The 26,573-nt window shown below is 36.3% G+C and carries 31 protein-coding genes; 13 read left to right on the top strand and 18 right to left on the bottom strand.

The window, feature by feature from the left end; all coding sequences use genetic code 11:
- Window positions 1-148: 148 nt before the first annotated feature.
- From O4O04_RS10140 to O4O04_RS10095, 10 genes are all read left to right on the top strand, one after another.
- The gene (locus O4O04_RS10140; protein ID WP_272535819.1) at window positions 149-1,087 is read left to right on the top strand and encodes an endonuclease; all 939 of its coding nucleotides are present in this window, start codon (window positions 149-151) and stop codon (window positions 1,085-1,087) included.
- The gene (locus O4O04_RS10135; protein ID WP_272535817.1) at window positions 1,084-2,454 is read left to right on the top strand and encodes a dihydrolipoyl dehydrogenase; all 1,371 of its coding nucleotides are present in this window, start codon (window positions 1,084-1,086) and stop codon (window positions 2,452-2,454) included. The genes O4O04_RS10140 and O4O04_RS10135 overlap by 4 nt, the downstream gene beginning before the upstream one ends.
- 36 nt (window positions 2,455-2,490) lie before the next feature.
- Window positions 2,491-3,555: an oxygen-dependent tRNA uridine(34) hydroxylase TrhO gene (gene trhO / locus O4O04_RS10130; protein WP_272535816.1), complete on the top strand. Its 1,065-nt coding sequence runs from the start codon at window positions 2,491-2,493 to the stop codon at window positions 3,553-3,555.
- A 74-nt stretch (window positions 3,556-3,629) separates the two neighbouring features.
- The gene (locus O4O04_RS10125) at window positions 3,630-4,559 is read left to right on the top strand and encodes an ABC transporter ATP-binding protein (RefSeq protein ID WP_272535815.1); all 930 of its coding nucleotides are present in this window, start codon (window positions 3,630-3,632) and stop codon (window positions 4,557-4,559) included.
- Window positions 4,559-5,332 carry an ABC transporter permease gene (locus tag O4O04_RS10120; RefSeq protein ID WP_272535814.1) on the top strand — a complete coding sequence of 258 codons (774 nt, stop codon included), beginning with the start codon at window positions 4,559-4,561 and terminating at the stop codon, window positions 5,330-5,332. The genes O4O04_RS10125 and O4O04_RS10120 overlap by 1 nt, the downstream gene beginning before the upstream one ends.
- Complete coding sequence (locus O4O04_RS10115; protein ID WP_272535813.1) at window positions 5,332-5,592, top strand: BolA family protein; 261 nt, start codon at window positions 5,332-5,334, stop codon at window positions 5,590-5,592. Before O4O04_RS10120 ends, O4O04_RS10115 begins: the two co-directional genes overlap by 1 nt.
- A gap of 49 nt (window positions 5,593-5,641) precedes the next feature.
- On the top strand, window positions 5,642-6,322 hold the full coding sequence (locus O4O04_RS10110; RefSeq protein ID WP_272535812.1) for a glutathione S-transferase family protein: 681 nt from the start codon (window positions 5,642-5,644) through the stop codon (window positions 6,320-6,322).
- A gap of 1 nt (window position 6,323) precedes the next feature.
- Complete coding sequence (locus O4O04_RS10105) at window positions 6,324-6,548, top strand: BolA/IbaG family iron-sulfur metabolism protein (protein ID WP_272535811.1); 225 nt, start codon at window positions 6,324-6,326, stop codon at window positions 6,546-6,548.
- Between the two features lie 2 nt (window positions 6,549-6,550).
- The gene (gene grxD / locus O4O04_RS10100; protein WP_272535809.1) at window positions 6,551-6,862 is read left to right on the top strand and encodes a Grx4 family monothiol glutaredoxin; all 312 of its coding nucleotides are present in this window, start codon (window positions 6,551-6,553) and stop codon (window positions 6,860-6,862) included.
- Window positions 6,863-6,876: 14 nt separating this feature from the next.
- Complete coding sequence (locus tag O4O04_RS10095) at window positions 6,877-7,122, top strand: glutathione S-transferase N-terminal domain-containing protein (RefSeq protein WP_272535808.1); 246 nt, start codon at window positions 6,877-6,879, stop codon at window positions 7,120-7,122.
- A 17-nt stretch (window positions 7,123-7,139) separates the two neighbouring features.
- Here O4O04_RS10095 and O4O04_RS10090 read toward each other — a convergent pair whose 3' ends face one another.
- The 18 genes from O4O04_RS10090 to O4O04_RS10005 form a co-directional block, all read right to left on the bottom strand.
- Window positions 7,140-7,613 (bottom strand): hypothetical protein, encoded by a 474-nt coding sequence (locus tag O4O04_RS10090; protein WP_272535807.1) that lies wholly within the window; start codon window positions 7,611-7,613, stop codon window positions 7,140-7,142.
- Window positions 7,614-7,724: 111 nt separating this feature from the next.
- A complete protein-coding gene (gene gshAB, locus O4O04_RS10085) occupies window positions 7,725-8,723 on the bottom strand; it encodes a bifunctional glutamate--cysteine ligase GshA/glutathione synthetase GshB (protein WP_272535805.1) in 999 nt (332 codons plus the stop codon).
- Between the two features lie 3 nt (window positions 8,724-8,726).
- Window positions 8,727-10,379, bottom strand: coding sequence for a glutamate--cysteine ligase (gene gshA / locus O4O04_RS10080; RefSeq protein ID WP_272535803.1), 1,653 nt, complete (start codon window positions 10,377-10,379; stop codon window positions 8,727-8,729).
- Window positions 10,380-10,387: 8 nt separating this feature from the next.
- The gene (gene ggt / locus O4O04_RS10075) at window positions 10,388-12,118 is read right to left on the bottom strand and encodes a gamma-glutamyltransferase (RefSeq protein ID WP_272535802.1); all 1,731 of its coding nucleotides are present in this window, start codon (window positions 12,116-12,118) and stop codon (window positions 10,388-10,390) included.
- Between the two features lie 18 nt (window positions 12,119-12,136).
- Complete coding sequence (locus O4O04_RS10070; RefSeq protein ID WP_272535800.1) at window positions 12,137-12,454, bottom strand: metal-sulfur cluster assembly factor; 318 nt, start codon at window positions 12,452-12,454, stop codon at window positions 12,137-12,139.
- A 69-nt stretch (window positions 12,455-12,523) separates the two neighbouring features.
- Window positions 12,524-13,762, bottom strand: coding sequence for a cysteine desulfurase (locus O4O04_RS10065; RefSeq protein ID WP_272535798.1), 1,239 nt, complete (start codon window positions 13,760-13,762; stop codon window positions 12,524-12,526).
- A 3-nt stretch (window positions 13,763-13,765) separates the two neighbouring features.
- Window positions 13,766-14,074, bottom strand: coding sequence for a Rieske (2Fe-2S) protein (locus tag O4O04_RS10060; RefSeq protein ID WP_272535796.1), 309 nt, complete (start codon window positions 14,072-14,074; stop codon window positions 13,766-13,768).
- Window positions 14,056-15,204, bottom strand: a complete 1,149-nt coding sequence (locus O4O04_RS10055) for a SufD family Fe-S cluster assembly protein (RefSeq protein ID WP_272535795.1) — start codon at window positions 15,202-15,204, stop codon at window positions 14,056-14,058. Before O4O04_RS10055 ends, O4O04_RS10060 begins: the two co-directional genes overlap by 19 nt.
- Before the next feature lie 23 nt (window positions 15,205-15,227).
- On the bottom strand, window positions 15,228-15,983 hold the full coding sequence (sufC, locus tag O4O04_RS10050) for a Fe-S cluster assembly ATPase SufC (RefSeq protein ID WP_272535793.1): 756 nt from the start codon (window positions 15,981-15,983) through the stop codon (window positions 15,228-15,230).
- Window positions 15,984-16,056: 73 nt separating this feature from the next.
- The gene (locus tag O4O04_RS10045; RefSeq protein ID WP_272535792.1) at window positions 16,057-17,298 is read right to left on the bottom strand and encodes an EAL domain-containing protein; all 1,242 of its coding nucleotides are present in this window, start codon (window positions 17,296-17,298) and stop codon (window positions 16,057-16,059) included.
- A 129-nt stretch (window positions 17,299-17,427) separates the two neighbouring features.
- On the bottom strand, window positions 17,428-18,711 hold the full coding sequence (locus tag O4O04_RS10040; RefSeq protein ID WP_272535791.1) for a sugar phosphate nucleotidyltransferase: 1,284 nt from the start codon (window positions 18,709-18,711) through the stop codon (window positions 17,428-17,430).
- A 52-nt stretch (window positions 18,712-18,763) separates the two neighbouring features.
- Window positions 18,764-19,429, bottom strand: a complete 666-nt coding sequence (purQ, locus tag O4O04_RS10035; RefSeq protein WP_272535790.1) for a phosphoribosylformylglycinamidine synthase subunit PurQ — start codon at window positions 19,427-19,429, stop codon at window positions 18,764-18,766.
- The gene (purS, locus tag O4O04_RS10030; protein WP_272535789.1) at window positions 19,426-19,674 is read right to left on the bottom strand and encodes a phosphoribosylformylglycinamidine synthase subunit PurS; all 249 of its coding nucleotides are present in this window, start codon (window positions 19,672-19,674) and stop codon (window positions 19,426-19,428) included. The genes purQ and purS overlap by 4 nt, the downstream gene beginning before the upstream one ends.
- Window positions 19,656-20,507 (bottom strand): phosphoribosylaminoimidazolesuccinocarboxamide synthase, encoded by an 852-nt coding sequence (locus O4O04_RS10025; protein WP_272536061.1) that lies wholly within the window; start codon window positions 20,505-20,507, stop codon window positions 19,656-19,658. Before O4O04_RS10025 ends, purS begins: the two co-directional genes overlap by 19 nt.
- A 2-nt stretch (window positions 20,508-20,509) precedes the next feature.
- Entirely contained in the window at window positions 20,510-21,640 is a 1,131-nt protein-coding gene (locus O4O04_RS10020; protein ID WP_442915959.1) for a PP2C family protein-serine/threonine phosphatase, read from the bottom strand.
- Between the two features lie 5 nt (window positions 21,641-21,645).
- Window positions 21,646-22,374, bottom strand: coding sequence for a cytochrome c biogenesis protein (ccsA, locus tag O4O04_RS10015; RefSeq protein WP_272535786.1), 729 nt, complete (start codon window positions 22,372-22,374; stop codon window positions 21,646-21,648).
- The gene (locus O4O04_RS10010) at window positions 22,367-23,029 is read right to left on the bottom strand and encodes a heme exporter protein CcmB (RefSeq protein ID WP_272535785.1); all 663 of its coding nucleotides are present in this window, start codon (window positions 23,027-23,029) and stop codon (window positions 22,367-22,369) included. The genes ccsA and O4O04_RS10010 overlap by 8 nt, the downstream gene beginning before the upstream one ends.
- Window positions 23,010-23,642, bottom strand: a complete 633-nt coding sequence (locus O4O04_RS10005; RefSeq protein ID WP_272535784.1) for an ABC transporter ATP-binding protein — start codon at window positions 23,640-23,642, stop codon at window positions 23,010-23,012. Before O4O04_RS10005 ends, O4O04_RS10010 begins: the two co-directional genes overlap by 20 nt.
- Before the next feature lie 62 nt (window positions 23,643-23,704).
- On the opposite strand from O4O04_RS10005, the gene O4O04_RS10000 reads away from it, so the two are divergent.
- From O4O04_RS10000 to O4O04_RS09990, 3 genes are read left to right on the top strand one after another with little or no spacing between them, the layout of a single operon-like run.
- Complete coding sequence (locus tag O4O04_RS10000) at window positions 23,705-24,760, top strand: tetratricopeptide repeat protein (protein ID WP_272535783.1); 1,056 nt, start codon at window positions 23,705-23,707, stop codon at window positions 24,758-24,760.
- The gene (locus O4O04_RS09995; RefSeq protein ID WP_272535781.1) at window positions 24,757-25,779 is read left to right on the top strand and encodes an MBL fold metallo-hydrolase; all 1,023 of its coding nucleotides are present in this window, start codon (window positions 24,757-24,759) and stop codon (window positions 25,777-25,779) included. Before O4O04_RS10000 ends, O4O04_RS09995 begins: the two co-directional genes overlap by 4 nt.
- A gap of 56 nt (window positions 25,780-25,835) precedes the next feature.
- Complete coding sequence (locus O4O04_RS09990; protein ID WP_272535779.1) at window positions 25,836-26,468, top strand: hypothetical protein; 633 nt, start codon at window positions 25,836-25,838, stop codon at window positions 26,466-26,468.
- The last annotated feature ends 105 nt before the right edge of the window (window positions 26,469-26,573 follow it).

The following is a 26,573-nucleotide window of genomic DNA, read 5'->3' as shown; positions in this document are numbered from 1 at the left end:
AGAACTAAATCTTAGCAGTTTAGCCCTCAATGACATTTAATAATTCGTATATAGAAAGATTTTTTAAATTTACAAATAATATTTTGGATTTTCTTTTTTCTACTGGAGGTACAATTCAATCGTTTCCAATAATTTAATACCAAATCGAATGATAAATAATTATTTAGTCGAGTTGAATACAGCCGATTCTCAATCGAGAACGAAATCGGAGGATTGGATATCGACTCTTTTGGGATTTCTGACATTGGTATCGATTTTGTATTTAGTATCTTGTCTTCCGACAAGAAATGTTTCACCTAAGAAAAATTCTAACCAAGTTTCCTCTGCCTCTTTTCTTGATACAGATCATAGTGATTCGAAACCGATTGAATCAGATAGGAACATTACAATTCCAGCAGAGTCTATTTTTGCTGAGCAAATTCCTTCGAAAAACAAATTCAATTTTCGTGCGGCAAAAATTGAACTGAGAAAAATTTATAAAAATCATCCCATAGATTTTTACTGCGGATGCGGAATGCAGCGAATATTTAAAGATGGTTATAGCATTTTGTCTGTGACTGATGATTGCAGAATAGCAACAAGAAAAGATCCCAATCGTTCGCGTAGAATTGAATGGGAACATATTGTTGCTGCTGGACATTTTGGCTCACAACTCGCTTGTTGGACCAAAACCAATTGTCAAGTGAATGGAAGAAACCTTCGTGGAAGAAAATGCTGTGTTAAAACCGATCCTGCCTTCAATCAAATGGAAGGAGATATGCACAATCTTCGTCCGGTTCCCGGAGAAATCAATAATGATCGAGGTAATTTTGATTTTGGAATCATACCTGGTGAAATTCGTAAGTACGGATCTTGTGATTTTGAAGTAGATTTCCGTAAAAAAATTGCCGAACCGAGAGAAGAGATTCGAGGAGATATAGCAAGAACTTACTTTTATATGGAAAAGCAGTACGGAGTAAAAATTCAATCAAACTACAAGAAATTATTAATTGAATGGAATTTGATGGATCCACCAGATGATTGGGAAAGATCTCGCAATTTGTTCATTGAAAAAATACAAGGCAACAGAAATCCTTTTATTCAATGAAACATTATGATACAATTGTGATTGGTTCGGGTGGCGGAACAAAATTGGTTCGACCCGTTGCCGATCTAGGACGAAAAGTTGCTATTGCTGAGATGGAATCACCAGGTGGCACTTGTTTAAACCGAGGTTGCATTCCGTCCAAAATGTTAATTTATCCAGCCGATATCATCCATCTAACCAAAGATTTATCAAGATTGAATATACAAAAATCAGATAAATGGAATATTGATTTTCAATCAATGATTCAAAGAATTTCCAATACAGTAGATTCTGAATCAGCAAGTATTCCTCCTGTTTATGATAAGCATCCCAATATAGATTTCTATCCGCATAGAGCTAAATTTATAGGAGAAAAAGAAATTTCAGTAGGAGGTGAGATTATTACGGGTGATCGTATTTTTCTTGCGGTTGGTTGCAGACCGATGATTCCCCATATCAAAGGTCTAGATAAAACTCCCTATTGGACTAGTCGTGAAGCATTGCGATCTGAGACAATTCCCAAAAGGCTTGTTGTACTTGGTGCTGGTTTTATTGCCTTGGAATTGGGTATGGCATATGCAGCATTTGGAAGCAAAGTAGATTTTATAGCGAGATCTAGAGTTCTTGGCGAAGTAGATCATGATATTCGAGAAGCTTTTTGTAAACATGCATCGAATACAGTAAATTTTTATGAGAACACTAATATTCAAGAAGTTGAATATAAAGATGGAATCTTCAAGATTCAACTAACAGATGATAATGATACAATCCTTGAAGCTGATGCACTATTGATTGCAACTGGGATTAGACCCAATACAGATGATCTCGGACTTGAGAATACAAAAATCACATTAGATCGTTCTGGTTATATTGAAACCAATTCTTATCTTGAAACCACTCAGAAAAATATCTTTGCATTGGGAGATGTAATCGGGAGATATTTCTTCCGACATTCGGTGAATTTTGAAGGTGAATATCTTTTTGACAATTTGTATAAAAAAGAAAAACAGCAACCGATTCACTATCCTCCTATGCCCAGTGCTATATTTACTTATCCAGAAATTGCAAATGTGGGCTTAACAGAAGAAGAATGTCGAAACGGTGGATTCGATTATCTCTCGGTAATTCACAATTATTCTGGATCTGCTACTGGTATGGCAAGACTTCCAGAAGTTGGTTTTGTAAAAATATTGGTAGATCGTAAAACCAGAAAGTTACTCGGAACCCATATCATTGGAGATGAAGCGTCCAATCTAATACATCTTATGATTTTTGGAATGACAATGGGCTCGACTATAGAAGATTATCTGAATATGATCTATATTCATCCTGCCCTTCCAGAAATTGCAAGAAATGCATTTCGTAAAGCGCGGGATTTACTTGCTTAGAATAGTTCAAATTTCTAATGCTTGAGGATTTATAAAATGGCAAGAAAAGTTAATATATACGATACAAAAACTCTTCGAGATAGAATAGAGAAAGAAAATTTTGAACGAATCAATTTGTCGTTCTATCGTTATGCAAATATTTTGGATCCGCAAACACTCCGAGATTCGATGTTTGCGGAATTATCCAAAATCAATGTTCTTGGTCGAATCTATCTTGCTCGTGAAGGAATCAATGCTCAGATCAGTATTCCTGATTTTCAAATGGAGAACTTCAAAGCTATTTTGGAATCAATTTCTTATTTCGAGAATATGTATCTAAACATTGCAGTAGAAAGTAAAAAAGAGGCTTTCTTGAAATTGATTGTCAAGGTGCGAAACAAAATTGTTGCCGATGGACTTGAAGATGATAGTTTCGATGTTACAAATGTTGGAACCCATCTGAATGCAGAAGAGTTCAATCGTAAATTAGAAGATTCGAATACGATATGTATTGATATGCGCAATCGTTATGAATCGGAAGTGGGACATTTTGAGAAGGCAATTTTGCCTGATGCAGAAACATTTCGAGATGAATTACCAGAAGTTTTAGAAATTCTTGAAAATCACAAAGATAAACAAATTCTTCTGTATTGCACAGGTGGAATTCGCTGTGAGAAAGCATCTGCTTTTATCAAGCATCATGGATACAATAATGTCTTTCAATTGCGCGGTGGAATTATATCTTATGCACAAGAAATCAAGCAGAAGAATTTAACTTCTAAGTTCCATGGTAAGAATTTTGTTTTCGATGAGAGATTGGGTGAGAAAATAACAGATGAAGTTCTAGGACATTGCCATATTTGCAACGCGTCTTGTGACACTCATACAAATTGCAAAAATCTTGGATGCCATGTTCTAATGCTAATTTGCGATTCTTGCAATTCAGAACTCAATGGATGCTGCAGTACAGATTGCAGAGATATTCTTCAATTGCCTGAAGAATTGCAAAAAGATTTTCGTAGAAAAGCCAAAAAATCCAGTTCGCTTGTACCTTTTACCAAATCACGTTTGAAAAAACGGAACTATCCGACATTAAATACCAATAATATTGATAAGAATTAATAAACCTTAATAGAATAGAATACTCTAACTTATAATCAAATCAAATCAAATCAGAATAGAATAAATTACATAACATGAACGACAACACAACACTTGCTTTAGAAATAAATTCTCTCACCAAAACATATTCCAACGGGATGCAGGCACTAAAAGGAATTGATCTGAATGTCTCTCAAGGAGATTTCTTTGCACTACTTGGTCCCAATGGTGCAGGTAAATCAACAACAATTGGAATCATTTCCTCTCTTGTAAACAAAACGTCCGGCACGGTCAAAGTGTTCGGAGTTGATATCAATTCTGAATCAGAAAAAGCAAAATCTTTGATTGGAATCGTTCCGCAAGAATTCAACTTTGGAATATTCGAAAATATCAAACAAATTATCTTGAATCAAGCAGGTTATTATGGAATTCCAAGAAAGATTGCAAGTGAGAAAGCAGATCACTATTTGAATGTACTTGGGCTTAGTGACAAGAAACATCTGCAAGCAGGCAAGCTTTCGGGTGGAATGAAGAGAAGGCTAATGATAGCAAGAGCCCTAGTCCATGAGCCAAAACTTCTGATCTTAGATGAACCAACAGCGGGTGTGGATATAGAACTCAGGCGGTCTATGTGGGACTTCCTAATTGATCTAAACCGAAAAGGAACAACAATCATATTAACAACCCACTATCTGGAAGAAGCAGAGAATCTTTGCAAAAATATAGCGATCATTGATAGAGGAAAAATTGTTCAAAATTCCTCTATGAAAAAACTTCTTGAGTCATTGGATTCAGAAAATATCATTTTGGATCTTAGAGCTCCCGTGAGTTCTGAGATAGAATGTCCCGGAATGAAAATTCATATGATTGATGACCAGACTTTGGATGTATCATTTTCAAGAAATACAAGTCTCAATTCCTTGTTTAGAGTTCTGGACCAATCAAATATTGAAGTTTTGAGCATGAGAAACAAATCCAATCGCCTAGAAGAATTATTTTTAAATCTTGTGGAGAAATCACTGTAATGAATTTTCAAACCAATTGGATTGCACTCCAAACTATCATCAACAAAGAATATGTTCGTATGACACGAATTTGGATTCAGACATTAATCCCACCTGTTATCACAATGTCATTGTATTTTATCATCTTCGGGAGATTGGTTGGATCTCGAGTAGGTGAGATGGGTGGATTCGATTATATACAATTCATAGTGCCAGGTCTTGTGATGATGAGCGTAATCACCAATTCATACAACAATGTGGTTTCGTCCTTTTATTCGGCAAAATTTCAAAAATACATTGAAGAATTGATCATCTCCCCAGTTCATCCAGCAATCATAGTTTTTGGATTCACATTAGGTGGTGTTCTTCGTGGTTTAATCATTGGAACCTTAGTAACAATTGTGTCCTTGCTATTTACTACATTGCCAATTTACAATATAATGATAATCATTCTCGTAGTATTACTTACAAGTTTCTTATTTTCACTTTGTGGTTTTACCAATGCTCTATTTGCCAAAAGTTTTGACGATATATCAATGGTTCCAACTTTTATTCTAACTCCTCTCACCTATATGGGCGGAGTCTTCTATTCGATTGATATGTTACCGCCATTTTGGAAAACAATGTCTGCGGCAAACCCGATCCTTTATATGGTAAATGCATTTCGATATGGATTTCTTGGAATAACAGATATCAATATCTGGATTGCCTTCGGAATCATTTTAGTATTTTGCGTTGTATTTTTTATTTTAAATGTAATACTAATGATTCGTGGTTATGGGATTAGAAATTGATGGATACTAGAGTCTCTCGCATAGAGCAGAAATTAACACAAGAATTGAATCCTTTAGAACTCAAAGTGACTGATTTCACTGACGAGCACCGAGGTCATGCAGGCCAAGATTCTTCTGACGAGACACATATTCGAATTGCAGTAAAATCTCAAGCTTTCGAAGACTTGACACTTCTTGAATCCCACAGAAGGATCAATGCTCTACTCTCAAATGAATTCAGTTCTGGATTGCATGCTCTAGAAATCCAAATTTTGAAGTAGATTTTAATTAGTTTGACATCAATCTATTTTTTTATATGTTGGAATTACTATGAGTAAACCAAAATTAATAAGCTTCAAACTATGCCCTTATGTCCAACGAAGTGTGATCACGCTCAAAGAGAAGAATGTAGATTTTGATATTGAATATATTGACTTAAGCAATAAGCCAGATTGGTTTCTCAAAATTTCACCCCTCGGTAAAGTTCCCGTGCTACAAACGAATGGAGAAGTTTTATTTGAATCTGCAGTAATCAATGAGTATTTAGATGAGATCTATAAGCCTGCACTTCATCCTCAAGATCCTCTTCTTAAGGCTAAGAATCGAGCATGGATCGAATTCTCAAGTGGAATCCTCGTTGATCAATATATGCTGGCAGTAACCAAAGAAGAATCCGTATATAATAAAACCAAAGAATCAATTCTATCCAAACTCAATCGTCTCGAAGAAATTTTGCCAGATATTGCTGACAATGATTTATTTTTCAATGGCAATCAGTTCTCGCTCGCAGACAGCTCTGTTGCTCCACTACTTCAAAGATTTCGATTTATAGAATTGCATTCCGACGAGAAGTTCATTCTCACTCCAAAGCTTTTAAAATGGACGGAATCTCTACTTCGTAAAAATTCTGTACTGAAATCTCTATTGCCAGAAGTTCCAAAAGAATACATAGAATATATAATTAAACAAAATTCTTATTTAGCTAATAAGCTAGTTTTGTCTAATAGTTAGTATGACTGTAGAGGAAATCAGAAAAAAAATTGAATCTGGACTACCAGGAAGCCAGGTCGAAATCCGAGACCCGTACAACGACGGTGTCCATATCAAAGCAATCGTAGTCTATCCAGGTTTTGAAGGAAAAGGAATATTAGAACAGCATCGGATGGTCTACGATACATTGCGAGAAGAACTCAAGCAAGAAGTTCATGCATTAGGTTTAGAAACAAGGAGTAAATAATTTTGGACGCAGCAACAAAACAAAGAATAGAAGATATGATCGCAAGCAAAAAGGTTTTTCTTTTCATGAAAGGAACACCGGCTCAACCCATGTGCGGATTTTCTGCGGGCGTAGTGTCGACCTTGAATTCGATTTCTACTGACTACGGAAGTTTCAATGTACTTTCAGATCCAGCGATCAGAGAAGGAATCAAAGAGTATGGCAACTGGCCTACTATTCCACAGCTTTACATCAATGGAGAGTTAGTTGGTGGACATGATATCGTTGTTCAAATGAGCCAGTCCGGAGATCTTGAATCCAAAATCAAATCTTAAGATACAGCTAAATTATGATAAAAATTTATCAATTTCCAACTTGTCCGTATTGTGCCAGGGTTATAAGAACCCTGGATTCTCTTGGACTAGAATCAGGTAAAGATTATGAACTAATCGAAGCATACAGAGGAACGAAAGGTAGAGAAGAAGTCGTGCAATTGGGTGGAATCAATCAGGTTCCATTTATGGTAGACGGCGAAACCAAAATGTATGAAAGTAACGACATTATCCATTATCTAAAAAATAAATTTCAAGCTTAAATTAGTTTATTTTTATATTATCTACAAGGATAAGGATAATCTTTTGTCTCTAATAGCTTTGGCAAAAAGCCATCCAAGATATGGGCTCTCGGTTTCCATTTTTTGTCAAAAATTGATGCACAAATAACTACAGTCTGATTTTTTTTAACAGTAAACTCAACTTCCAGATCGTTATACGATTTTGCATTCATTGAGTTTAAACTTACAGAAACAGTATGCTTCCCAGGAAGAATTACTATATATTCAAATAAATTTCCCAAACCTCCGACTAATTCATCATCAAGTTCTCGAATAAATACGTTGTTGGTTGAAGTTAACAAAGCATATTCTTCCTTTGGAAAATTTGGATCATCATGACTTAATTTTTCTGGAGGTTTGCTTCTGATGGGAATATTGGTAATTTTATCACTATAATAGTAATTTCTTGCAGAACAATTCAAGGTTAAAAACACTATGAATAAAATATTGACGATAAGAATAAATCTTTTCATTCAGCTCGATTCCTTTAAGTAAAATAGACTTTCCATATATTCCTATTTACGGCCAGGAAGGTCAACTTTTTTCTAATTGGCTTCCATTATCGAAATAAAATATTAACAACTTCAAAAACCCAGTAGATCCAAAACTTTAGCACCCACTTTGCGATTCTTTCCTTCATAAGGAAAATCATGAATGTACAATACTGGATTGAAATTGATTTCCAAGATTCCATAATTTTCTGATGACGGGAGGGATTCAATTGATTCTGAAATGATATCCACACCACAAATCTGAGATTCAACTGCCCTCGCCGCATTTTCTGCAATTTTAAAATAGTCGGGATGAACCAGGTCCGTTACATCTATGGAATCTCCACCAGTTGATATATTGGAGTTCTTACGCAAATAAACGATCTCTCCTTGTTTAGGAATATAATCCCAATTGAGACCATTGACTTTTAAAATTTCTGTCTCAATATTGGATTTTTGGATTTTTTCAAGCGGAGTCTTGTGTCCAACACCTCTTCGTGGATCTTGATTCTTTATATCGACAAGTTCGCTTACTGTATGCAAGTTGTCCCCCACTACATTCGCAGGAATCCTATTGCAGACAGCTGCTACTTTATAACCTAACACAAGAAAACGGTACTCGGGTCCATTGAGAAACTCTTCAACAATCACAGATGGGGAAAATTCTAGAGCGGCTTTTACTTTATCTAGATATTCTTCCTCGGATTCATTTGGTTCGGAAATAAAAATCCCAATACCAAAATTCGTTGTTACAGGTTTAATAACTTTTTTTATATTTTTAAATTTTGTGTAATCGGACTTAGCCGAATTCACACTGGAATAGGAATCTCCAATAGGAACTCGAAGACCAGCCGTTGACAAAACTTTTTTGGAGACAATCTTATTCTCCATCACTAGATAGGTCATGTAACTATCTAATCTGGTTTTCGATGCTTCTTTGATAAATTCAGACTTTCCATTTTTGATCAATTCAATGAAGTTTTCCGGCCTATCTAAGATTTCAAATTGAATTCCACGTGCTGCTGCTTCTCTTAAAATAATTTGCGTAGATATTTCCATATCCTCATTGCCTGGCAGAATATACTCATCCATATTTTACGACCTGCCGCAACAAACTTTAGCTAATTCCACAAGTGTCGGGCGATTGGATTTATCTGAGTTTTTTGTTTTGATGATTTCTGAAGCTTTATCGATCTCTAGATTCTTCGAATGTTTTTTATCCAAATTCTTTTCTCGAATCTTATCTGCTTCTTCTAATTTTTTTAGTTCAGCAAAAGATACCTTACTCATTTCTAACAAATCAGAGCGAAGGCAGCTATCGATTCCTCTTTGGGAAAAGTAGTTCATATATTTTTTGGATAATCGCATTCCAAGTTCTAAGAAACCAATTTTGTCTCGTTCAAAAATCTTAAGAATGGCACCACTCGGAGTTTCTTCCGGATGAGAAAGTTTGAATCTTTGATTTTTTATCACTTCAGTGAATTTTACTGACTTGGTTTCCTGATCCCAGAACTCAGCTATGCCTTGTAACTTATCCAAGATTTGATTGCCCCATTCTACAATCGTTTTGTTTTCTTCAAACACTTTGTATTTGGTATTTAGGTCTCGTCCATTCCAGACAACTTCATATTGATTGTTATCCCATTGTTTTTTTTCCGCTTCATCCATCTTCGGAGAATCATTGAGTAGACAATAGAGTAAGTACAATTGGGTAAAAAGTATCGCCTCTTCAGAGACTCCAATAGGACTGAAAGGATCAGCATCAATACATCGTACTTCTATATAACGAATTCCTCTCTCGTTTAATGAATCGATCGGTCGCTCACCCGATCTCGGAATTTGCTTAGGACGGACAAGTGTGTAATATTCATTTTCGATCTGTAAATAGAAATCGTTGAGTTGTTTTAGCTTAGAAGAGGATTTCTTCGGATTGTATTGAGAATATGGAGCAAAAGTTGTACTGATCGCTTTACAAAGCCCATTGATATATTCTTTTAAACTATTGAATGATATGTACAAACTGTTCTGCACTTGGCTTGTATAACCTAACTCGCTCAAACGAAGAGTTGTTGCATGTGGTCCATAGAAGGTATTATCATCCCATTTCTCTAAACCAGGAAGCTTCTTCGTAAAACTACTATCCATAGCCGGAGATGCTCCAAAAAAATATAAAATCAAAAAAGAATATCGATTGAAGTTACGAATTGTATCTAAATAGAGCTGAGATTGAGTATGAATGTCTAACTTTTTACCAAACCTCTGCATGGACGCCCATTCCATAAGAGATTTCGAGAAGCTTACATTGACATGCACTCCAGATATCGTCTGCATTTTTCGTCCGTAACGAAAGCCAAGTCCGTTACGATAGATTGTTTTCTTTTTTGCATCCTCCGTATCTCCATAAATCGCGAGTGGAATTTTGGCTTCCGACTCAGGCAATTTGGGTGGCATGCTAAATGGCCACAAACCTTCAGAATCTAGATTCTCCCAAGTGAATACATGCAGATCAGATAGGTTCTTGAGGACAGACTTGGTCTTCGCTGACGGCTTAGTAGAATATTCAACTTGAGATTCTGAAAAATCTGTTTTTATTAATGGATGAGTATATGCAGATCCAAGACCGATTGGATGAGTTTTCTGGCTAATCTCAGCTTTGCTACTTGTGCGAACGGTTTCTCGTTCTAGTCCAAGGATAGTTTTCGAAAGCAACTTTGAATTTTTTTTATTTTTTAGAAAATGATCAAGCATATTCATCCTTATTCTACTGCTGGAATTCCTTGTCCTCGAGGATCTGACACCGCATGCAATCTACCATTTCGATCTTTCTCTACAAGAAAAACCTTAGCTCTATTAGGTGTAAACTTCATTTTATATCCATATTTCTCTAGAGGTTCAAGATCTTTATTGAGCCCCTCTTCGGCAAAGACGAGATCCGGTTTATATTGATGATGAACACGCAAGCTTGATACTGAATCAGAATAAGACATGTCGAAATCAATGCGATTGACTAATGTATTCAAAATCGCTGTCGGAATAAATGATCCACCAGGCGCACCCAATACAAGCCAAGTCTTATTATCATCCAAAACAATTGTCGGAGACATACTAGATAGTGGTATCTTTCCAGGCTCAATTGAATTCGCAAGTCCGCCAACAAGACCATAAGCATTGGGAGTTCCTGTTGCTACAGAAAAATCATCCATTGTATCATTTAGGACAAGTCCCGTTCCTTTTGCAACGACCCTGGATCCAAAAATATAGTTTAAAGATTGAGTAGAACTAACAGCATTGCCTTCTTTATCAATTACGGAAATATGAGTAGTATTATAAGATTCTAATGTTTCCGGCATTTGATCTGTATTCTTTTTATTGGATTTGGGTTTTTCGAGAACGATTCTTTTAATTTGGAGAAATTGATCTGCAGTATAAGCAGATGATAATATTGCATCCACGGGAACATTGGTAAATTTTGGATCTCCACCATACTCAGATCGATCCTTGTATCCTTGTCGCATTGCTTCAATAAAGAATCTATAGAATTCAATAGGATTTTCTTTTTTATACTGATCAAGATCTTGAGAATTCAATATAGAAAGTATTTCTAGCAAGAACACTCCGGAAGAAGGAGGTGGAAAACTAATGATTTTTTTATCGCGATAGTTTACCTCAATTGGTTCTCGTTCTATCGTTTTGTAACGGATGAGGTCTTCTTCAGTTATGTAGCCACCACCTGAGCGCATAGCAGCTATTATTTTTTTCGAAGTTTCTAGTTCATAGAATTCTTGTGATCCATTTTGTATTATCAATCGAATTGTATTCGCAAGATCTTTTTGAACCAAAACTTCTCCTGCTTTCAGCAATCTCCCCTGATTTGAAAAAATAGATTTCATGTCATCGCTCATCTGCTCTTGCGATTTCTCAATTGCTTCTGCTAGATCAGGATAGACAGTAAATCCTTCTTCTGCCAGCCTAAGCGACGGTGTAAGAACCTGCTCTCTAGTAAGTCGTCCGTACTTTTCATGAATATCAAGTAGCCCTCGAACATTTCCAGGTACTGCGACACTTCCAAATCCAAACAAGGAAGCTTGCGGCTTAACCGAATTATCTGCATTCAAATACATTTTTCTAGATGCTCGCATTGGAGCTCTTTCACGAAAATCGAAAGCCTTAGTAACTTGGGATTTCTCCCAATGGATTAAGGCAAATCCTCCACCAGCAAGACTGGTTGATTGCGGTCTTAGGACAGAAATAGCAAAAGACGCAGCTACAAATGCATCTATAACATTTCCACCTGCATTGTAGATTTGTTTACCCGCCTGTGATGCAAGTGGGTGATCGGTTGCAATGGCGAATTCATTTCCTGTCTGGGCAAAAGCAGTATTAGATGATTTGCATGCTAAAATTAGCATAACAATCATTATGCAATTGAATAACTTTCCTGAACTTACAGATAGCTTTCTATAGGTAGACATTTTAGTTGGAAACAAATACAATCTATATTCCAACTAAAAAATTCCTAGCATATCCTTTGCATCTTCCGATGCCATTTCGCGTGGATCCCATTTCGGAGTCCATACGATCTCAACTTCAACTGAATCAATACCTTCCACCCGAAGAGCCGCCTCTTCAACTTCTCTCTTCATCTGAGCGCCAGCAGGACAAGCCATACTCGTGTAGGTCATCTTAACTAATGCTTTATCATTTTCCGTTTTTACTTCGTAAACTAGACCCAATTCTGTGATCGCAATTCCAATTTCAGGATCTTGAACATATTGAATCTGCTCGAATACTTCTTTATCTTTTTCTGTTTCAAGATGGATCATAAAAAAACTCCAATGATTCGTTCATAAAATTCAGATGCAAACTTAATATTAATTTTAGCTTATTCAAATCTACGCTTTGACAAATTTACTAAACAATTTGTGAACTTTCTTTAAAGCCTGAATGAAAGCATCCACATCTTCTCGTGTATTGTATAGATAGAAACTTGCTCGACATGTTCCAGGAATTTCATTCAATTTCATAAAAGGTTGACAGCAATGATGTCCAGTTCGAACTGCAATTCCTTCTTCATCAAGAATGGTTCCTATATCTGTCGGATGAATCCCTTCCATATTAAAGGAAAGTACACCACCTCGATTTTTGCGATCTTTTGGCATATACAAAGTTATATTAGGAATTTCTTGAATTTTCTCCAAGGCATAGTCCATAAGACTCATTTCATGTTCGTGAATATTTTCGAGTCCAATATCATTGAGATAATCAATTGCCGAAGCAAGTCCCATAACACCTGCAATATTCGGAGTTCCCGCTTCTAGTTTCGCTGGAAGATGCGCATAGGTAGAATACTGCAATTCAACATTTTCTATCATATCACCACCACCCTTCCAAGGTGGCATAGCCTCAAGAATATCTTCTTTGCCATATAGAACTCCGATCCCTGTTGGACCAAGCATCTTATGTGCGCTAAAGGCATAGAAATCTACATCCAACTCTTTTACATTGGTTGGAATATGACAAGCCCCTTGAGCTCCATCTAGAAAAACAAGTGCACCAACACTTCTTGCTTTCTCGATAATAGGCTTAATGTTAAGAATACTTCCTGTAACATTGGACATTTGAGAGATGGAAACGATTTTGGTTTTTGGAGTGATAATTGAATCTAAATTGCTTAGATCATACATGTAGTCAGAATCAAAACCTATGTAACTCAAAGTTGCTTTTTTCTCAGCTGTAAGCATTTGCCAAGGAACAATATTTGAGTGGTGTTCAAAATGAGAAAGTACGACATTGTCTCCTTCATGAACATTTGCCCTGCCCCAAGCCTGTGCAACTAAGTTGATGCTCTCCGTAGTACCGCTTGTATAGATAATTGCTTTAGCACATTGTGCTTTTATAAAATTAGAAATTTTGATTCGAGTTTTTTCAAATTTCTCTGTTGCTTTCTGAGATAATAAGTATACACCACGATGAATATTAGCATTTTCTTCTCTATAGTATCTTTCAACGCTATCGATTACTTGAAATGGTTTCTGCGAACTTGCGGCATTATCCAGATAAACCAACGGTTTACCGTTCATAGTTGTCTGCAAAATGGGAAAATCCGTTTTTATTCTTTTGGCATCTAACATAAATTACTCCAAATCCACTTCAATCTCATCACCATTGATTCGTATGGGATAGACTGGTAAATCTTCTGTTGCTGGCATACACAACACTTTGCCATTCCTGATATCAAATTCTGCAAAATGCCTAGGACAGATGATCACATCTCCTCGCAATTCTCCTTCGGAAATTGTACCGCCGTCGTGCGTACAAACGTCTTCGAAGGCAAAAAAATTATTTCCTCTTTTGACAATTGCAAGATCACAAAACTTAGTTGTGAAGGAATAGACTTTATCCTCTTCAATATCTTGCTTAGATGCTATTCTTTGGAAGGCCATATCTTATTCTTTAAAAGGATTCGAATTCTTTCAATCTCGTTTTCATCACCAATCATATCCAATATCTCACTCAAGAACCCTTCAATGAGAATATGTCTCGCATCCTCTTCATTTAGACCTCTGGATTTCAGATAAAAAATCTGTTCTTCATCGATTTCTCCAACGGTTGAGCCATGTGATGATTGGACATCTTCAGAAAAAATCTCCAACTTGGGGACGGACTCAGCTCTTGCAGTGGAATGAAGTGAAAGATTGTGATTTACTTGACTTGATTTTATTTTTTTTAAATTGGAAGGAATATGTAAATTCCCTGTGAATATATGATGCGAACGATCAGTAACAACGACCTTATGTAAAATTGCACTTTCAGTATAATCTGCTCGATGCAAGACTTCCGTTTCCGTATCAATAAATTCTCTTTTGCTTGAAGCGGTAATCCCGTAACCCAATAGATTTGCACCCTTGCCTAAGAGTTCATTTCGTTGAATGGTTTTGCCTCTATATCCACCGAGATAGAAGTGGATATTTTTTAAAGAGCTATCTTCCCAACTTCTAGTAACTAAATTTCGAAAGTGGAAAGCAGAACTAGAATGAGATTCATCTGTAAGAAATTCTACGTTAGATCCTTTACCAATATCTACAACAGTAAGAGAGCTGATAAATTGAAATCCTTCTTCCTCAGAATCTTGAGAAATAATTTTTTCTGTGATTTCAATTTTTGCATTCTCACCGATTCGAATGATAAGTAGCGGAAAATAAGATGCGATCTCCAAGAGAATTGGATGCTCTAAAACCAATCGCTCATTTGATTGGAAATTTGATGCAACATCAATGAAGACTCCAGATTCACTCTCGGCAATCGTTGTAAGCGAGAAATAATTTTCTAAAGTTGCATACTCATTTAACAGCGAATTGACGTAATCTAGATTTTTACCATCCAAGGAATAAAAACTTGAAATGCGAATTTCTTTTGGAAGATTTGCATTCAAGGAATCGAAATCATAAACTGGCTTGAATTTTCTATCAAAATTTGTCGGGAAATTCTTGAAATTAAATTTACGAAAGGATTCATTCGACGAAGTATCTGGAAGACTTGCCTTCTGTAAAAGTTCTTTGGCTTGGATTGACATTTTGCTTGTTCTATCCAAAACTTTCAAATCTTGATACCTGCTTGTTCAAGCAACCAATCATAACCTTTCGATTCGAGTTCAAGTGCCAATTCTTTGTTACCAGTTTTGATAATTCTTCCGTCGGCAAATACATGAACGAAATCTGGCACCACATAATTGAGCATGCGTTGGTAATGTGTTATGAGAAGAATAGATCTATCATTTGACTTACATCGATTGATTCCTTCGGATACAATTCGAAGCGCATCTATATCCAATCCGGAATCTGTCTCGTCAAGAATAGAAAGTTTTGGTTTGAGAAGTGCCATTTGTAAAATCTCATTTCGCTTCTTTTCGCCACCAGAAAAACCATCATTTACATATCTTTTGAGAAAAGTTTCAGGCATTTCCAGAAGCTTCATGCCTTCTTTGAGTTCCGCTTTGAATTCTTTCATCGGAACTTCTTTGCCTCGAACAGATTTGAGAATTGTGCGAAAGAAATTGGGAACAGTAATTCCAGGAAGTGATGTTGGATATTGGAAGCAAAGGAAGACCCCTCTTCTTGCTCTCTCATCGGTTGGAAGGTTTAGAATGGACTGTCCATCCAATAGAATATCACCTGACTGGATTTCGTAATTGGGATGTCCAAGTATCACATTGCTAAGAGTAGATTTACCAGATCCATTTGGACCCATGACTGCATGCACTTCGCCTGGGGCAATTTTGAGACTTACACCTTTTAGAATTTCTTTATCTGCAATGCTTGCATGCAAATCGCGTATTTCAAGAACGGGAACCATATCACCTCGCAAATGGGTATCTTCTAAGTCTTAGACGTTAGAAAATGAGTGGTTCTAAGTGATAAGGAAATTTCTAACTTTTCCAGTCAACTTGTGCCACTAGAACCAGTTCCTCAGAAATGGAATAGGTGAAAACCACATATTCTGATTGTTTCTTGATATCGTAGAGAGGAGTTGTAATACTCCATTTCTTATTTTCCTTGAGCGAGAAAGCTTTGTGTTTTATAAAGTAGGGTTTCCAAGCGTAGTTGTTTCCGAGCCCAGAAAGCCTTTCCATAAATTGCCCATTTTCATTGCGCAAATAAGTAGGAGTTGTCTGATAGCCGTGGATGTCGCAGAGGAATATTTTTGTGATATTTTTGGGAAGAAGTTCCAAGATAGATTGAAAGGATTCTAAGAGACCAACCTCATCAGTAGCTTGGATTACTTGGAATACGCCTTCCAAAGAATGTACCAAATCGCTTTCTTTATTGAGTTCATCCACCAGATCAATAAATCGCAATCCTGCAAATTTTTCCAAAGTGGCTTTGAGAGACTTGGCAAAATAATTTTTATTCAAAAAATTGGATGCGGGCTTCGCAAAATAGTAGCCCTGCAAAAGATTGGCACCCATAGAAAGAGCAAGATTCAATTCTTCTTCATTCTCTATACCTTCGAATAGAAGATGGGATCCAAGTTTCTGAGACATCTCAGAGACTGCAGTAAGCACCTGTTTGAAAGAATTCATGCTGAGACTTTCTCGCATAATCTTGATATCAACTTTGATTATATCAGGATGAAGGTATCCGATTCTTTCTAAGTTCGAAAAACCAACCCCAAGATCATCGATAGCAATGGTCAATCCATACTCTCGAAACACGCTCACCATCTGAATGAGGTTTTCAATGGATCCTTCGAATTCATCTTCTGTAATCTCTAAAACGATATCCGCTTTGTTGATTTCGTATTTTTCGATCAACTGAATGATATGGAAGCGATCAGCGCGTAGATCCGATTTATGAACTCGTGAAAGAAAGTTCGGCATGATATTGAAGAATAATTTCGTTTTGGAGTGAGAATCCTTAAGATACCGAATGGCTTTTTCTCGAATGATTCTATCCACATTATACACGTTGAGAATATCGTCACCGCCGCCTCCATGGAAATACGATCCCAGTGAGTGGAATTGGTTTTCTGTGGGTGAGAAAAGTCGTCCAAGCACTTCATAGCCAGAAACATTTCTCGTTGTCACATTCAATATAGGTTGAAAGTGCGGAACGAAAAACGATTCGTTAAGAAACACTGGATCTATTCCATTTGGTATACCGGTCGACATGAAATCTCTCTTTAAGGCTCAGAATCCTGAGCTCATAGGTCATCATATCAACTCTATAGTATTTGGATAGCTTTTTTTGTGTCAAAAATAAGACAAATTCGTAACAATTTTCTGCAGATTTATGTTATTTTAAATCTCATAACCGTCCGGGACAACCGTTCGTCTAGGGACGACAATGATCCCATCTCTAATTACAACATACTCATCTTCATAATTCTGAACATTGTTCGTATTAAGTAGTTTAACACCCGCTCCAATTGAGCAATCTTTATCAATGATGGTTTTGTGGATCTCACAATTAGGACCGACACCTCGCTTGATATTGCTTCCTTCTTGGAATCCGTAATTGTCCAAGCCCATAATGACACTGTCGGATATTTTGGTTCCTGCATCTATGAATTGACGAATTCCAATAATCGATCTATAGATTTCTGCATCATTGATAATCGATCCTTCACATATCAAAGCTTTGTTAACGCGAGCATTGTTCAGCTTCGTTGGAGGAAGAGATCTTGCCCTAGTATAAAGAGGTGTATCTTCTTCATAGAGAGTAAAAGGAGGAATGTCATCTGTTAGCATAAGATTTGCATCATAAAATGCCTTGATGGTTCCAATATCTTCCCAGTAACCTTTGTATTCATAAGATCTTACCTTTCTTGTGGCAAGAGATTGAGGAAGAATTTCTTTACCGAAATCGGTCTTGGTTTTATCAGAAAGAACATCAATCAATGTTTTCGTGTTGAAAACATAGATACCCATATTTGCTAAAAAATTACTATCTGGCATTCTGCAAGATTCTACTTGAGTGATATCACTTGGCTTTTCGATAAATTCTTCAATATAGCCAGCTTTGTTTGCCTTGATGATTCCTAGTCCATGAACTCGATCTTCAGGCACAGAATTGGCAGCAACACTAATCTCCGTATCAGGATTGATCATGTGATTCTGAACAAACTCCGTTAGATTCATATTGTACAATTGATCGCCTGAAAGAATCATTACATATTTTGGTTTGTATTCTTGGATATGTGGGAGTACTTTTCTTACGGCATCTGCCGTACCTTCGAACCAGTTTACACTCAGATTTGTCTGCTCAGCTGCAATGATCTCAACAAAACTTTTGTTGTTGATTGAATTGATATTGTAAGTTCTGGAAATATGTCTATTGAGGGAGTATGAATTGAATTGGGTTAAAACGAAAATTTGGTTGAAGCCAGAATTCAGAGAATTTGAAATTGGGATATCGATCAACCGATATTTTCCGCCAAAGCTAACAGCAGGTTTGGATCTTCTATCAGTGAGAGGCATAAGTCTCGTACCCTTGCCTCCACCTAAAATTATGGTGATGACTTCACTTTTTTTTAGAATGAAATCAACACAGTCTATTGTATCTTGTGATGAAGCTCGAGTCATAATTTTATCCTCCCATTCTAAAGGTATGAACTCAGAATGAAAAGAAGAAAAATTATATACCTAGAAAATAGTCAAAAAATAGCTTCCCGTCCATAAGCCCAGTATACGGATTCATTGCACGTTCCGGATGAGGCATCATACCCACCACTTTTTTGTTGGGAGATGAGATTCCAGCTATATGTCTCTCAGATCCATTTGGATTTTCTTTATAGTAAGCAAGTACAAGTCCATCATTCTCTAAACTATCAAGAGTTTGCTTATCAGCATAGTATCTTCCTTCACCATGTGCGATAGGCCAAGTAAAACTATTAGAATGATTCTTTGCAGTCATGGATTTCCAATAATTCTTAGAATCAATCGAAGTTTCCATTTCAACATCTTTGCATATGTATTTGAGACTCAAATTATTGGTGAGTGCTCCAGGTAACAATCCGGCTTCTGTTAGAACTTGAAACCCATTACAGATCCCTAATACTTTACCGCCTTTACTGGCATAATCCACAACAGATTCCATCGCAGGTGAAAAACGTGCCATCGCGCCACATCGTAGATAATCACCATAAGAAAATCCACCGGGCAAAACTACAAGATCCTGTCCTGAAGGAATCGAATCCTTATGCCAGATATAATTCACTTTAATATTATAAAATTCTTCTAAAACACTTCCAATGTCTTTATCGCAATTGGAACCAGGGAACGTGACAACTGATGCTTTCATGCTTGAACTATCGATAAACGGTATGACTCAATTACACTATTGACTAAAAGCTTCTCGCAGATTCTTGTCGCAGATTTTTCTGCGTCTGACTGAGAAGTTTCGTTCAATTGAAGTTCAACGTATTTGCCGACGCGAACATCTTTTACTTGGGTCTCGCCCATTCCATTCAAGGCCTTCATAACAGTTTGACCTTGGGGATCGAGCACGGATTCTTTAAGGGTGATATTTATTTGCGCGATGTACATTGTATTATAATTTCTTCCAAGATTTCGTATTTTCTTTTGAGTTCAAGTTGTATTTCCTTTGAGAGAGGTGGAGGCGGAGGATTTTTATCCCAATCTAGAGTCTCTAGATAATTTCTGAGAATTTGTTTATCTAAACTCGGTGGGCTGATTCCCGTTTTATAAGTAGAAGCTTCCCAGTAGCGAGAAGAATCAGGTGTGAGTAATTCATCAATCAAAATCACTTCATCTCCGATCAACCCGAATTCAAATTTAGTATCACAGAGAATCAATCCGCTTTTTTCCAATCTTTCCCTTGCAACTGTATAAAGATGGATCGATGTGGACTTGAGCTTGTCAAAAAGTTCTTGACCTACTTCTTCAGCCATCAAGTGCTCAGAAATATTCTCATCGTGACCTATATCATTCTTTCGTGCCGGAGTAAAGATGGGTCCTGCCAACTTTTCGGATTCAAGCATTCCTTTTGGGTAATCCTTGAAAGCAATCTGTCCTGTTTTCGTGTATTCTTTAAACGCAGAACCGCTCAGGTAGCCACGAACGACACATTCATAATCAATCCGTTTGCATTTTTTTACAAGAATAGATCTTCCTTCTAAATAGCTATCGCTTCGAAACGGTTCAGGAAATTTTCTATAATCTGTTTCTATAATATGATTTGCAATACTCGAAAAAAATTCAAACCAAGCAATGGAAACGTGGTTTAGAACTTTTCCCTTGTTCGGTATTGTCTCATCGAATACCACATCAAATGCAGAAATTCGATCCGTTGATACAAGTATCAAAGAATCGCCTAGATCGAAGACATCTCTTACTTTACCAACATAGGAAGGTTTAATATTTAAAACTGTATACATAACATTGCCATATCATCTTCGGGTTCCGCATCCCCACAATATTCCAAAACACCATTGATCATACCATTGAAAATATCTGGTTCTTTCTTATCCATAACTGTTTTGAATAAATCCATAAGACCTTGAGTCTGAAACATCTCAAGCTTAGAATTTGTTGCTTCGATCATTCCATCTGTATAGAGCAATAGTGTCGTACCCTTCTCAAGCGTAATTGATTGGATATGATCTTGAGGTATAAGATTCAGATCTATAATCAAAGGACTCTGACCGGGAAGCGAATTCACTATGGAATCTTTATAATAAATGGGTTCCGGATGACCACATTTAATATACTGAATCGATCTATCTGGAGAAATAATCAAATATACTAAAGTGATAAAATAATCTTCAGGCAATATTCGTCTCAAATTCGATCTCAAGCAATCTACCTTCTCGGCAAGAGTGGAGCCAACTTGACAATTCAAAAGTTGCATCTTGAACATAACACCAATTAATGCTGCTGAAGGTCCATGCCCTGAACAATCTGCAATCACAGCATGCAGTTCATTATTTTCCGTCCAAATATCTACGAAGTCTCCTCCGATCTGGAATAGAGGATGTAAATACGTACTGGCTTTTATTCCATTCCATTCAATCGATTTGGCTGGAATCATTTGCTCTTGAACTTTTCTAGCAGCTTTAAGTTCTTTTTCGTATCGAACCTTTTCGATCATTAAGTGATCTTGAAGATCTTTGATTCGAAGGAAGGCACGAATTTTTGCAATCAGCTCTTTTTTATGAAACGGTTTACTTATAAAATCATCTCCACCATTGGCGATGGCTTCTTGGAAACCAATTTCTCGATCAACTGCTGTAATAAATAGAATTGGGAGCAGACTAAATTTATCAATCTCTCTGAGTTCTTTACAAAAAGAATATCCATTCTGATCCGGCATGTTTACATCCAATAGAATTAGATCGATCTCTTCAGTTAGTAGGATAGATCTTGCCGTCTGCGCTGAATAAGATTTGTATACTGTAAAATTTTCTGATTTGAGCAATCGATCTACAAATTCCACATTCTCTGTTGCATCATCAACAACCAAGATAGAATAATTTCGTGACAGAGCGGGCATCTCCATCATTCATCATCCATGCTTGCTTTGATAATGTTGCGAAAATTTTGAATATTTTCAAGCCTGTATGCAATTCGTATAAAAACAAGAAACAGTATATGAAATGCTAAAACATTTAGATAAAAAGCAATTCTCATATCTGTTTCCATTCCGCCTTTGCCCAGAACAGAACTTGGGTGATTGCCTGGGTTATCAATCCATCGAATCGCGCCCCAAGTAAGAACCGCATTGACACCACAGAGAATTGTTAAGTAAGCACCAATCATAGCTTTCTTTATTGGATTTGGAATCAGAGATCGAAAAATAAAATATCCAAATAGAGAAAGGCATAGAATAAAAAATGACTGCAATCTTGCATCGGTCCAATCCCAAGGAACTCCCCAAGCACTGTAAGCCCAAATGGGACCCGAAAATAACACTCCAATAGCAAATATTAGAGAAACTTGATTTAGAGCAAAACTCATTCGATCGAATTTTAAATTTCTTGTTAATAAATAAAAAATTGATGCAATGAATGAAAATAAAGGGCCATACAAAGCAACCCAAGCAACCGGAACATGGAAATAGAAAATTCGATGCGAAAGTCCTTGCTCAAGTAAGACATTCGGAACTTTCATTGCATAGTGAATTGAATATCCAGATAACACAACAAAGATGAAAAATATCAAAAAATCCCAAAGCCAAGATGATATAGAGATTTTATTAGAATCTGAGCTAATTGCGTTGTTAACCATCCATATCCTCCGATAAAACCTCTTGGAACAATGCTCCAATCCCCCCATAAAAGAAACAGAAAAAAATCAATAGAAAAATCGAGGAAATTAGAGTTTCTGGATTTTTCAAATATTTATATTCGGAATTGAGTCCGTATAAAAATAAAGGAATACTAAATGGTACCATAAGCAATGGAAGAATAATTTCTTTCATTCGAGAAGCGTTCGAAATGTTCGCAAGACTGACTCCAAGAAAAGAAAGCGACAAAGAACCTGGTATAATAAACATCAATTGAGCAAGAATATTTTCCATTTTACTATTTTGGAAAAATAAAACCATAGCAAAAACAAGTAAAATTTCTATAACAATTAACATAAGCCATACTGCAAAAGATTTAACCATAAATAGTATCCAATTTGATACAAAAAGCTTAGTGATTCGATGAGCTCCCGTTTCTCTTTCTTCCCAACTAGATTGTCCAATCAGAACAAAAGATACAATAAAAACAATTGCCCACTTGATTCCAGCCAAACTAGTTGGAATCAAGATTTGGTTTTTTTCAATGGAAAAATAAAAAATAAATAAAATTGTAAAAGCTAAAACTGCCATAGAGATAAATCCACTCGTCGATCTCGAAATCAATTTAATTTCTTTATTAAGAATTGTAAGAAACAAGTTTTCCTCCTTTTTCAATTTTAAATTGGTTTTTCCAAATCGGATGTTCCATTCCGTGGATCACTGCAAAAATAGTAGAATCTTTTAGAATTTCTTGCAAAAGTTCCAAAACATTTCGATAAGAAGTTTCATCCAATCCCGTAAATGGTTCATCCAAAAGAATCAGTTCGCTTCGTGAGAGAAGAGTTCGGATGAGTGCAGCCTTTTGCTTCATACCTCTAGAAAAAGAAAAAATGGGATCATCTAATCTTCGATGCAAATTGAATCGATGAACCCAATCCAGAATCGTGCTCCAGGGAAATGGCGACAAAGAAATATTATAAAAAAATCTTAGATTCTCTTCAAGACTCAAGCTCGAATACAATCCCAACTCATGACCGAGAAAAGATATCAGATTCTTTGTCTGAATAGAAGTATTGCCGGTTTGATTCCATCGAACTTCATTTGGGAAATGAGAATAGTTTAGAAGGATTTTGAGAATAGTCGATTTACCTACTCCATTGTCTCCTCTTAAAGCATGCGCCTCACCCTTTTTTAGCGCAAAATTCACATTTTTGAGAACGACTTTTGCGCCGATAGAATAAGATAGGTTTGTAACGCTAATAATTTCCAATGGAAAACTCGTATATCCAGTCTGAAAATATGTTACGATTCGACGAGTGTTTCTTTGCTATCATGAAAAATCTCAGAAAAGTATTTCCTTATTCCTTTTTCCCATTTTTGAAAATCTTTCTCTTTTTTTTAGGAATTTCTTGCTTCAGTTTTGCAGTTCATTCTCAAGTTACTATCGATGGTAAACTCTATCCCGATCTTCTCTGGGGCGAAGGAGAAGAAGATCCCAGCGATTTTCCCAACGGAGGACTGATAATAATTCCAGAAGATTTTATCGTGACCACGGGTAAGCTCTGGGAAGGAGAACCGCCTCGGTCTATGGGAAGTTTTAAATTCCAAGACAAGACAATAACCAATTCAGCCAAATTCAATAATGAGATAGTTGAGATCCTTCTCAAAGCTGAACCAAAGGAAAGAGCTCAAGCAGAAGAGATGCTGAAAGCAGGAATTCTATATGATCCAAGATTTTTTGCCTTTCGATACAATTATGGAAGACTTCTGCACCTAAGTAGTAGATACGATGAGGCTTTGGCTCAGTTTGAATTTGCCAAATCAGAAATCCCAGAATTTTACCGAACATATATTCATATTGGGATTCTTAGTTTATTAAAAAACGAAAACTACTATGCAATCAAAAACTTTAAAGATGCTGTGAGTCGAAATTCATTTGACATAACGGCACTTGTATTACTCGCCGAACATTACTTAGAGACAGGACTCAAGAATAGAGCAAAACTTTACTTAGACCGGGCATTAACAATAGATGATGGAAGCCCAAATGCGAAATTAGGTTTAGCCAGATTGGAAATGGAAGCTGGCAATCACTATAGAGCTTACATGATTCTGAACAAAACTGAACTCTATTCTCCCGAAGGCAAAGAAAAATCTTACGACAAAAAGTTTCACTATTATTTTGCCGAAACAGCATCGAAAGTGCAAGATTACGCTACAGCTGAAAGTCAATACAACAAAATTTTAGAATATCCGAATGATCCATTTTTCGGTAGCTTCTCTTATAAAGTAATTCAAAGACGAAGAGATATTACTAAGAAATTCGCGGATGCAAAGAAAACACAACTTGAAGATGATGTAGAAAAGGATGTAAGTAATTTCAAATGAAGATAACCCCAGCTAAGAAAATTCCTCCTATGGAATCTATCGGTGATGATATTTTTAAGATCGTACTTCCTCAACCATTTTATGCACCTAACAATATATATATTTTAGTGAATGATGGATTGACTCTAATTGATTCTGGATATATTGAATCTATACCAATGCTGCAAGCCTCACTTCGAACACGCGGATTTTCCCTAAAAGATATTAAGCATATTATTTATACACATAACCATCTTGATCATATATCTTCGGCTCTATTATTGAAATCGTATGCGCCTCATGCAATCTATTATGGATATCGATCTATGCAAGATGGCGTTGGTAATTATATTGAATCAATGAAATTATTTGAGCAAGCTACTGAAGATTTATTCCATCGAGCTTTTGGAGATCCAGAGCAACTCAATGATATACTCACCAAATCAAGAGAAGGATGGAATACTTTCTTTAGTAAGTTCAATAAAACTAAGAAAGGCAATCCGAATCTACGAATTGATGTAGCACTGGATCATAATGATAGCATGGAATTCAATGGACGAACAATCCGATTTATCCATACTCCAGGACATAATTTATATCATATCACACCGGTCTTGGCGGACTGTGGTGTATATTTTTCCGGTGACTTAATTATCGCAAATCTCACTGCAATCTATTCAGAATTGGATGGAAGCTTAAATGATTATCATTTTACACTTTCGAAGTTGTTGGAAGAGCCAATCAAAAGACTCCTTCCCGCTCACGGCAAAGAAATTGAAAATCCACACAAAACTATCACCTTAGTAAAAAAGACTCTCTCGATTCTAGAAAAAGGGGTCATCCGACGACTCAAAGAAGGATCTTCAGACCTATTGCATCTAATGGAAGCGGCTATCGGCAAAAAAGTTCATAGCGGAGGACATTTGCCAACAGCATTGGGACTCGTCTATTCTATCATCAAAAAAATGGAACTCGAAGGTAAAATTCGAATTGAGTTTCGGGAGAATGGATATGAAATATTTCATTATAAGGAAATTTAAGTTCGCCTTCTAGAATCCGATAATAGAAAGTACAGAAAACTTACCTGGATACAATTATGAAAAAATTACAACTGGCTTTTTGCATAACTCTATTATTTTTTGGGCTGATTACAAGTTCAAGCGCTCAAGAAGCAGACAACGATATATCTGCGAGTGATATTTTTGTTGACAAGGATAGTAAATATACCAAGTCCCTTCTGCGGATTATAGAAGATCTCAAGAACACAATCCAGGTTCGACTCAATGATATCGAGAAAAAGCATGCTCAACTAGTTTTGCTCAAGCCAGAATTCAAAAACAAACATACAATCATCACAGAAGATATCCCATTCACAATCGATGAAGGTTATGAATCGAATCTACTAAAATTTATATCATTCGAATATGATGGAACTAAAATACGCCAAGTTAAATTGGAATCCAGAAAAAAGAGGATTTTATTCGAATTTGCTTTTGAAAATAAAACAATGTTGATCAATCCTAATGATGTGATGAGCACAGAAGTGATTTTAACTCGATTTGACACAGAACAAAAAACTGTGATCAAAACAATCTCACTGGATAATCAGATTCGAGCACTCAGATTGATGGAATCTTCTCTTCGAAATGCCTTCTATAGAATGGACGTTATGATTGTTCTTCTAAAAGATAAGAAAGATAGAGCTAACGAATACCAGATAGATATCTGATGTTATTTAAATTTTAAATCAATTTGCCATAATAACACAATCTTTCTTTTTTAAGAGAGGCAACTTGTTTGCCTCTCTTGCTTCTCATTATTCAGTGACACAATC

The organism is Leptospira sp. GIMC2001 (assembly GCF_028462125.1).
Lineage (GTDB): Bacteria > Spirochaetota > Leptospiria > Leptospirales > Leptospiraceae.
Note: the sequence above shows the minus strand (reverse complement) of the source record. Positions and strands in the feature narration are given on the sequence as shown.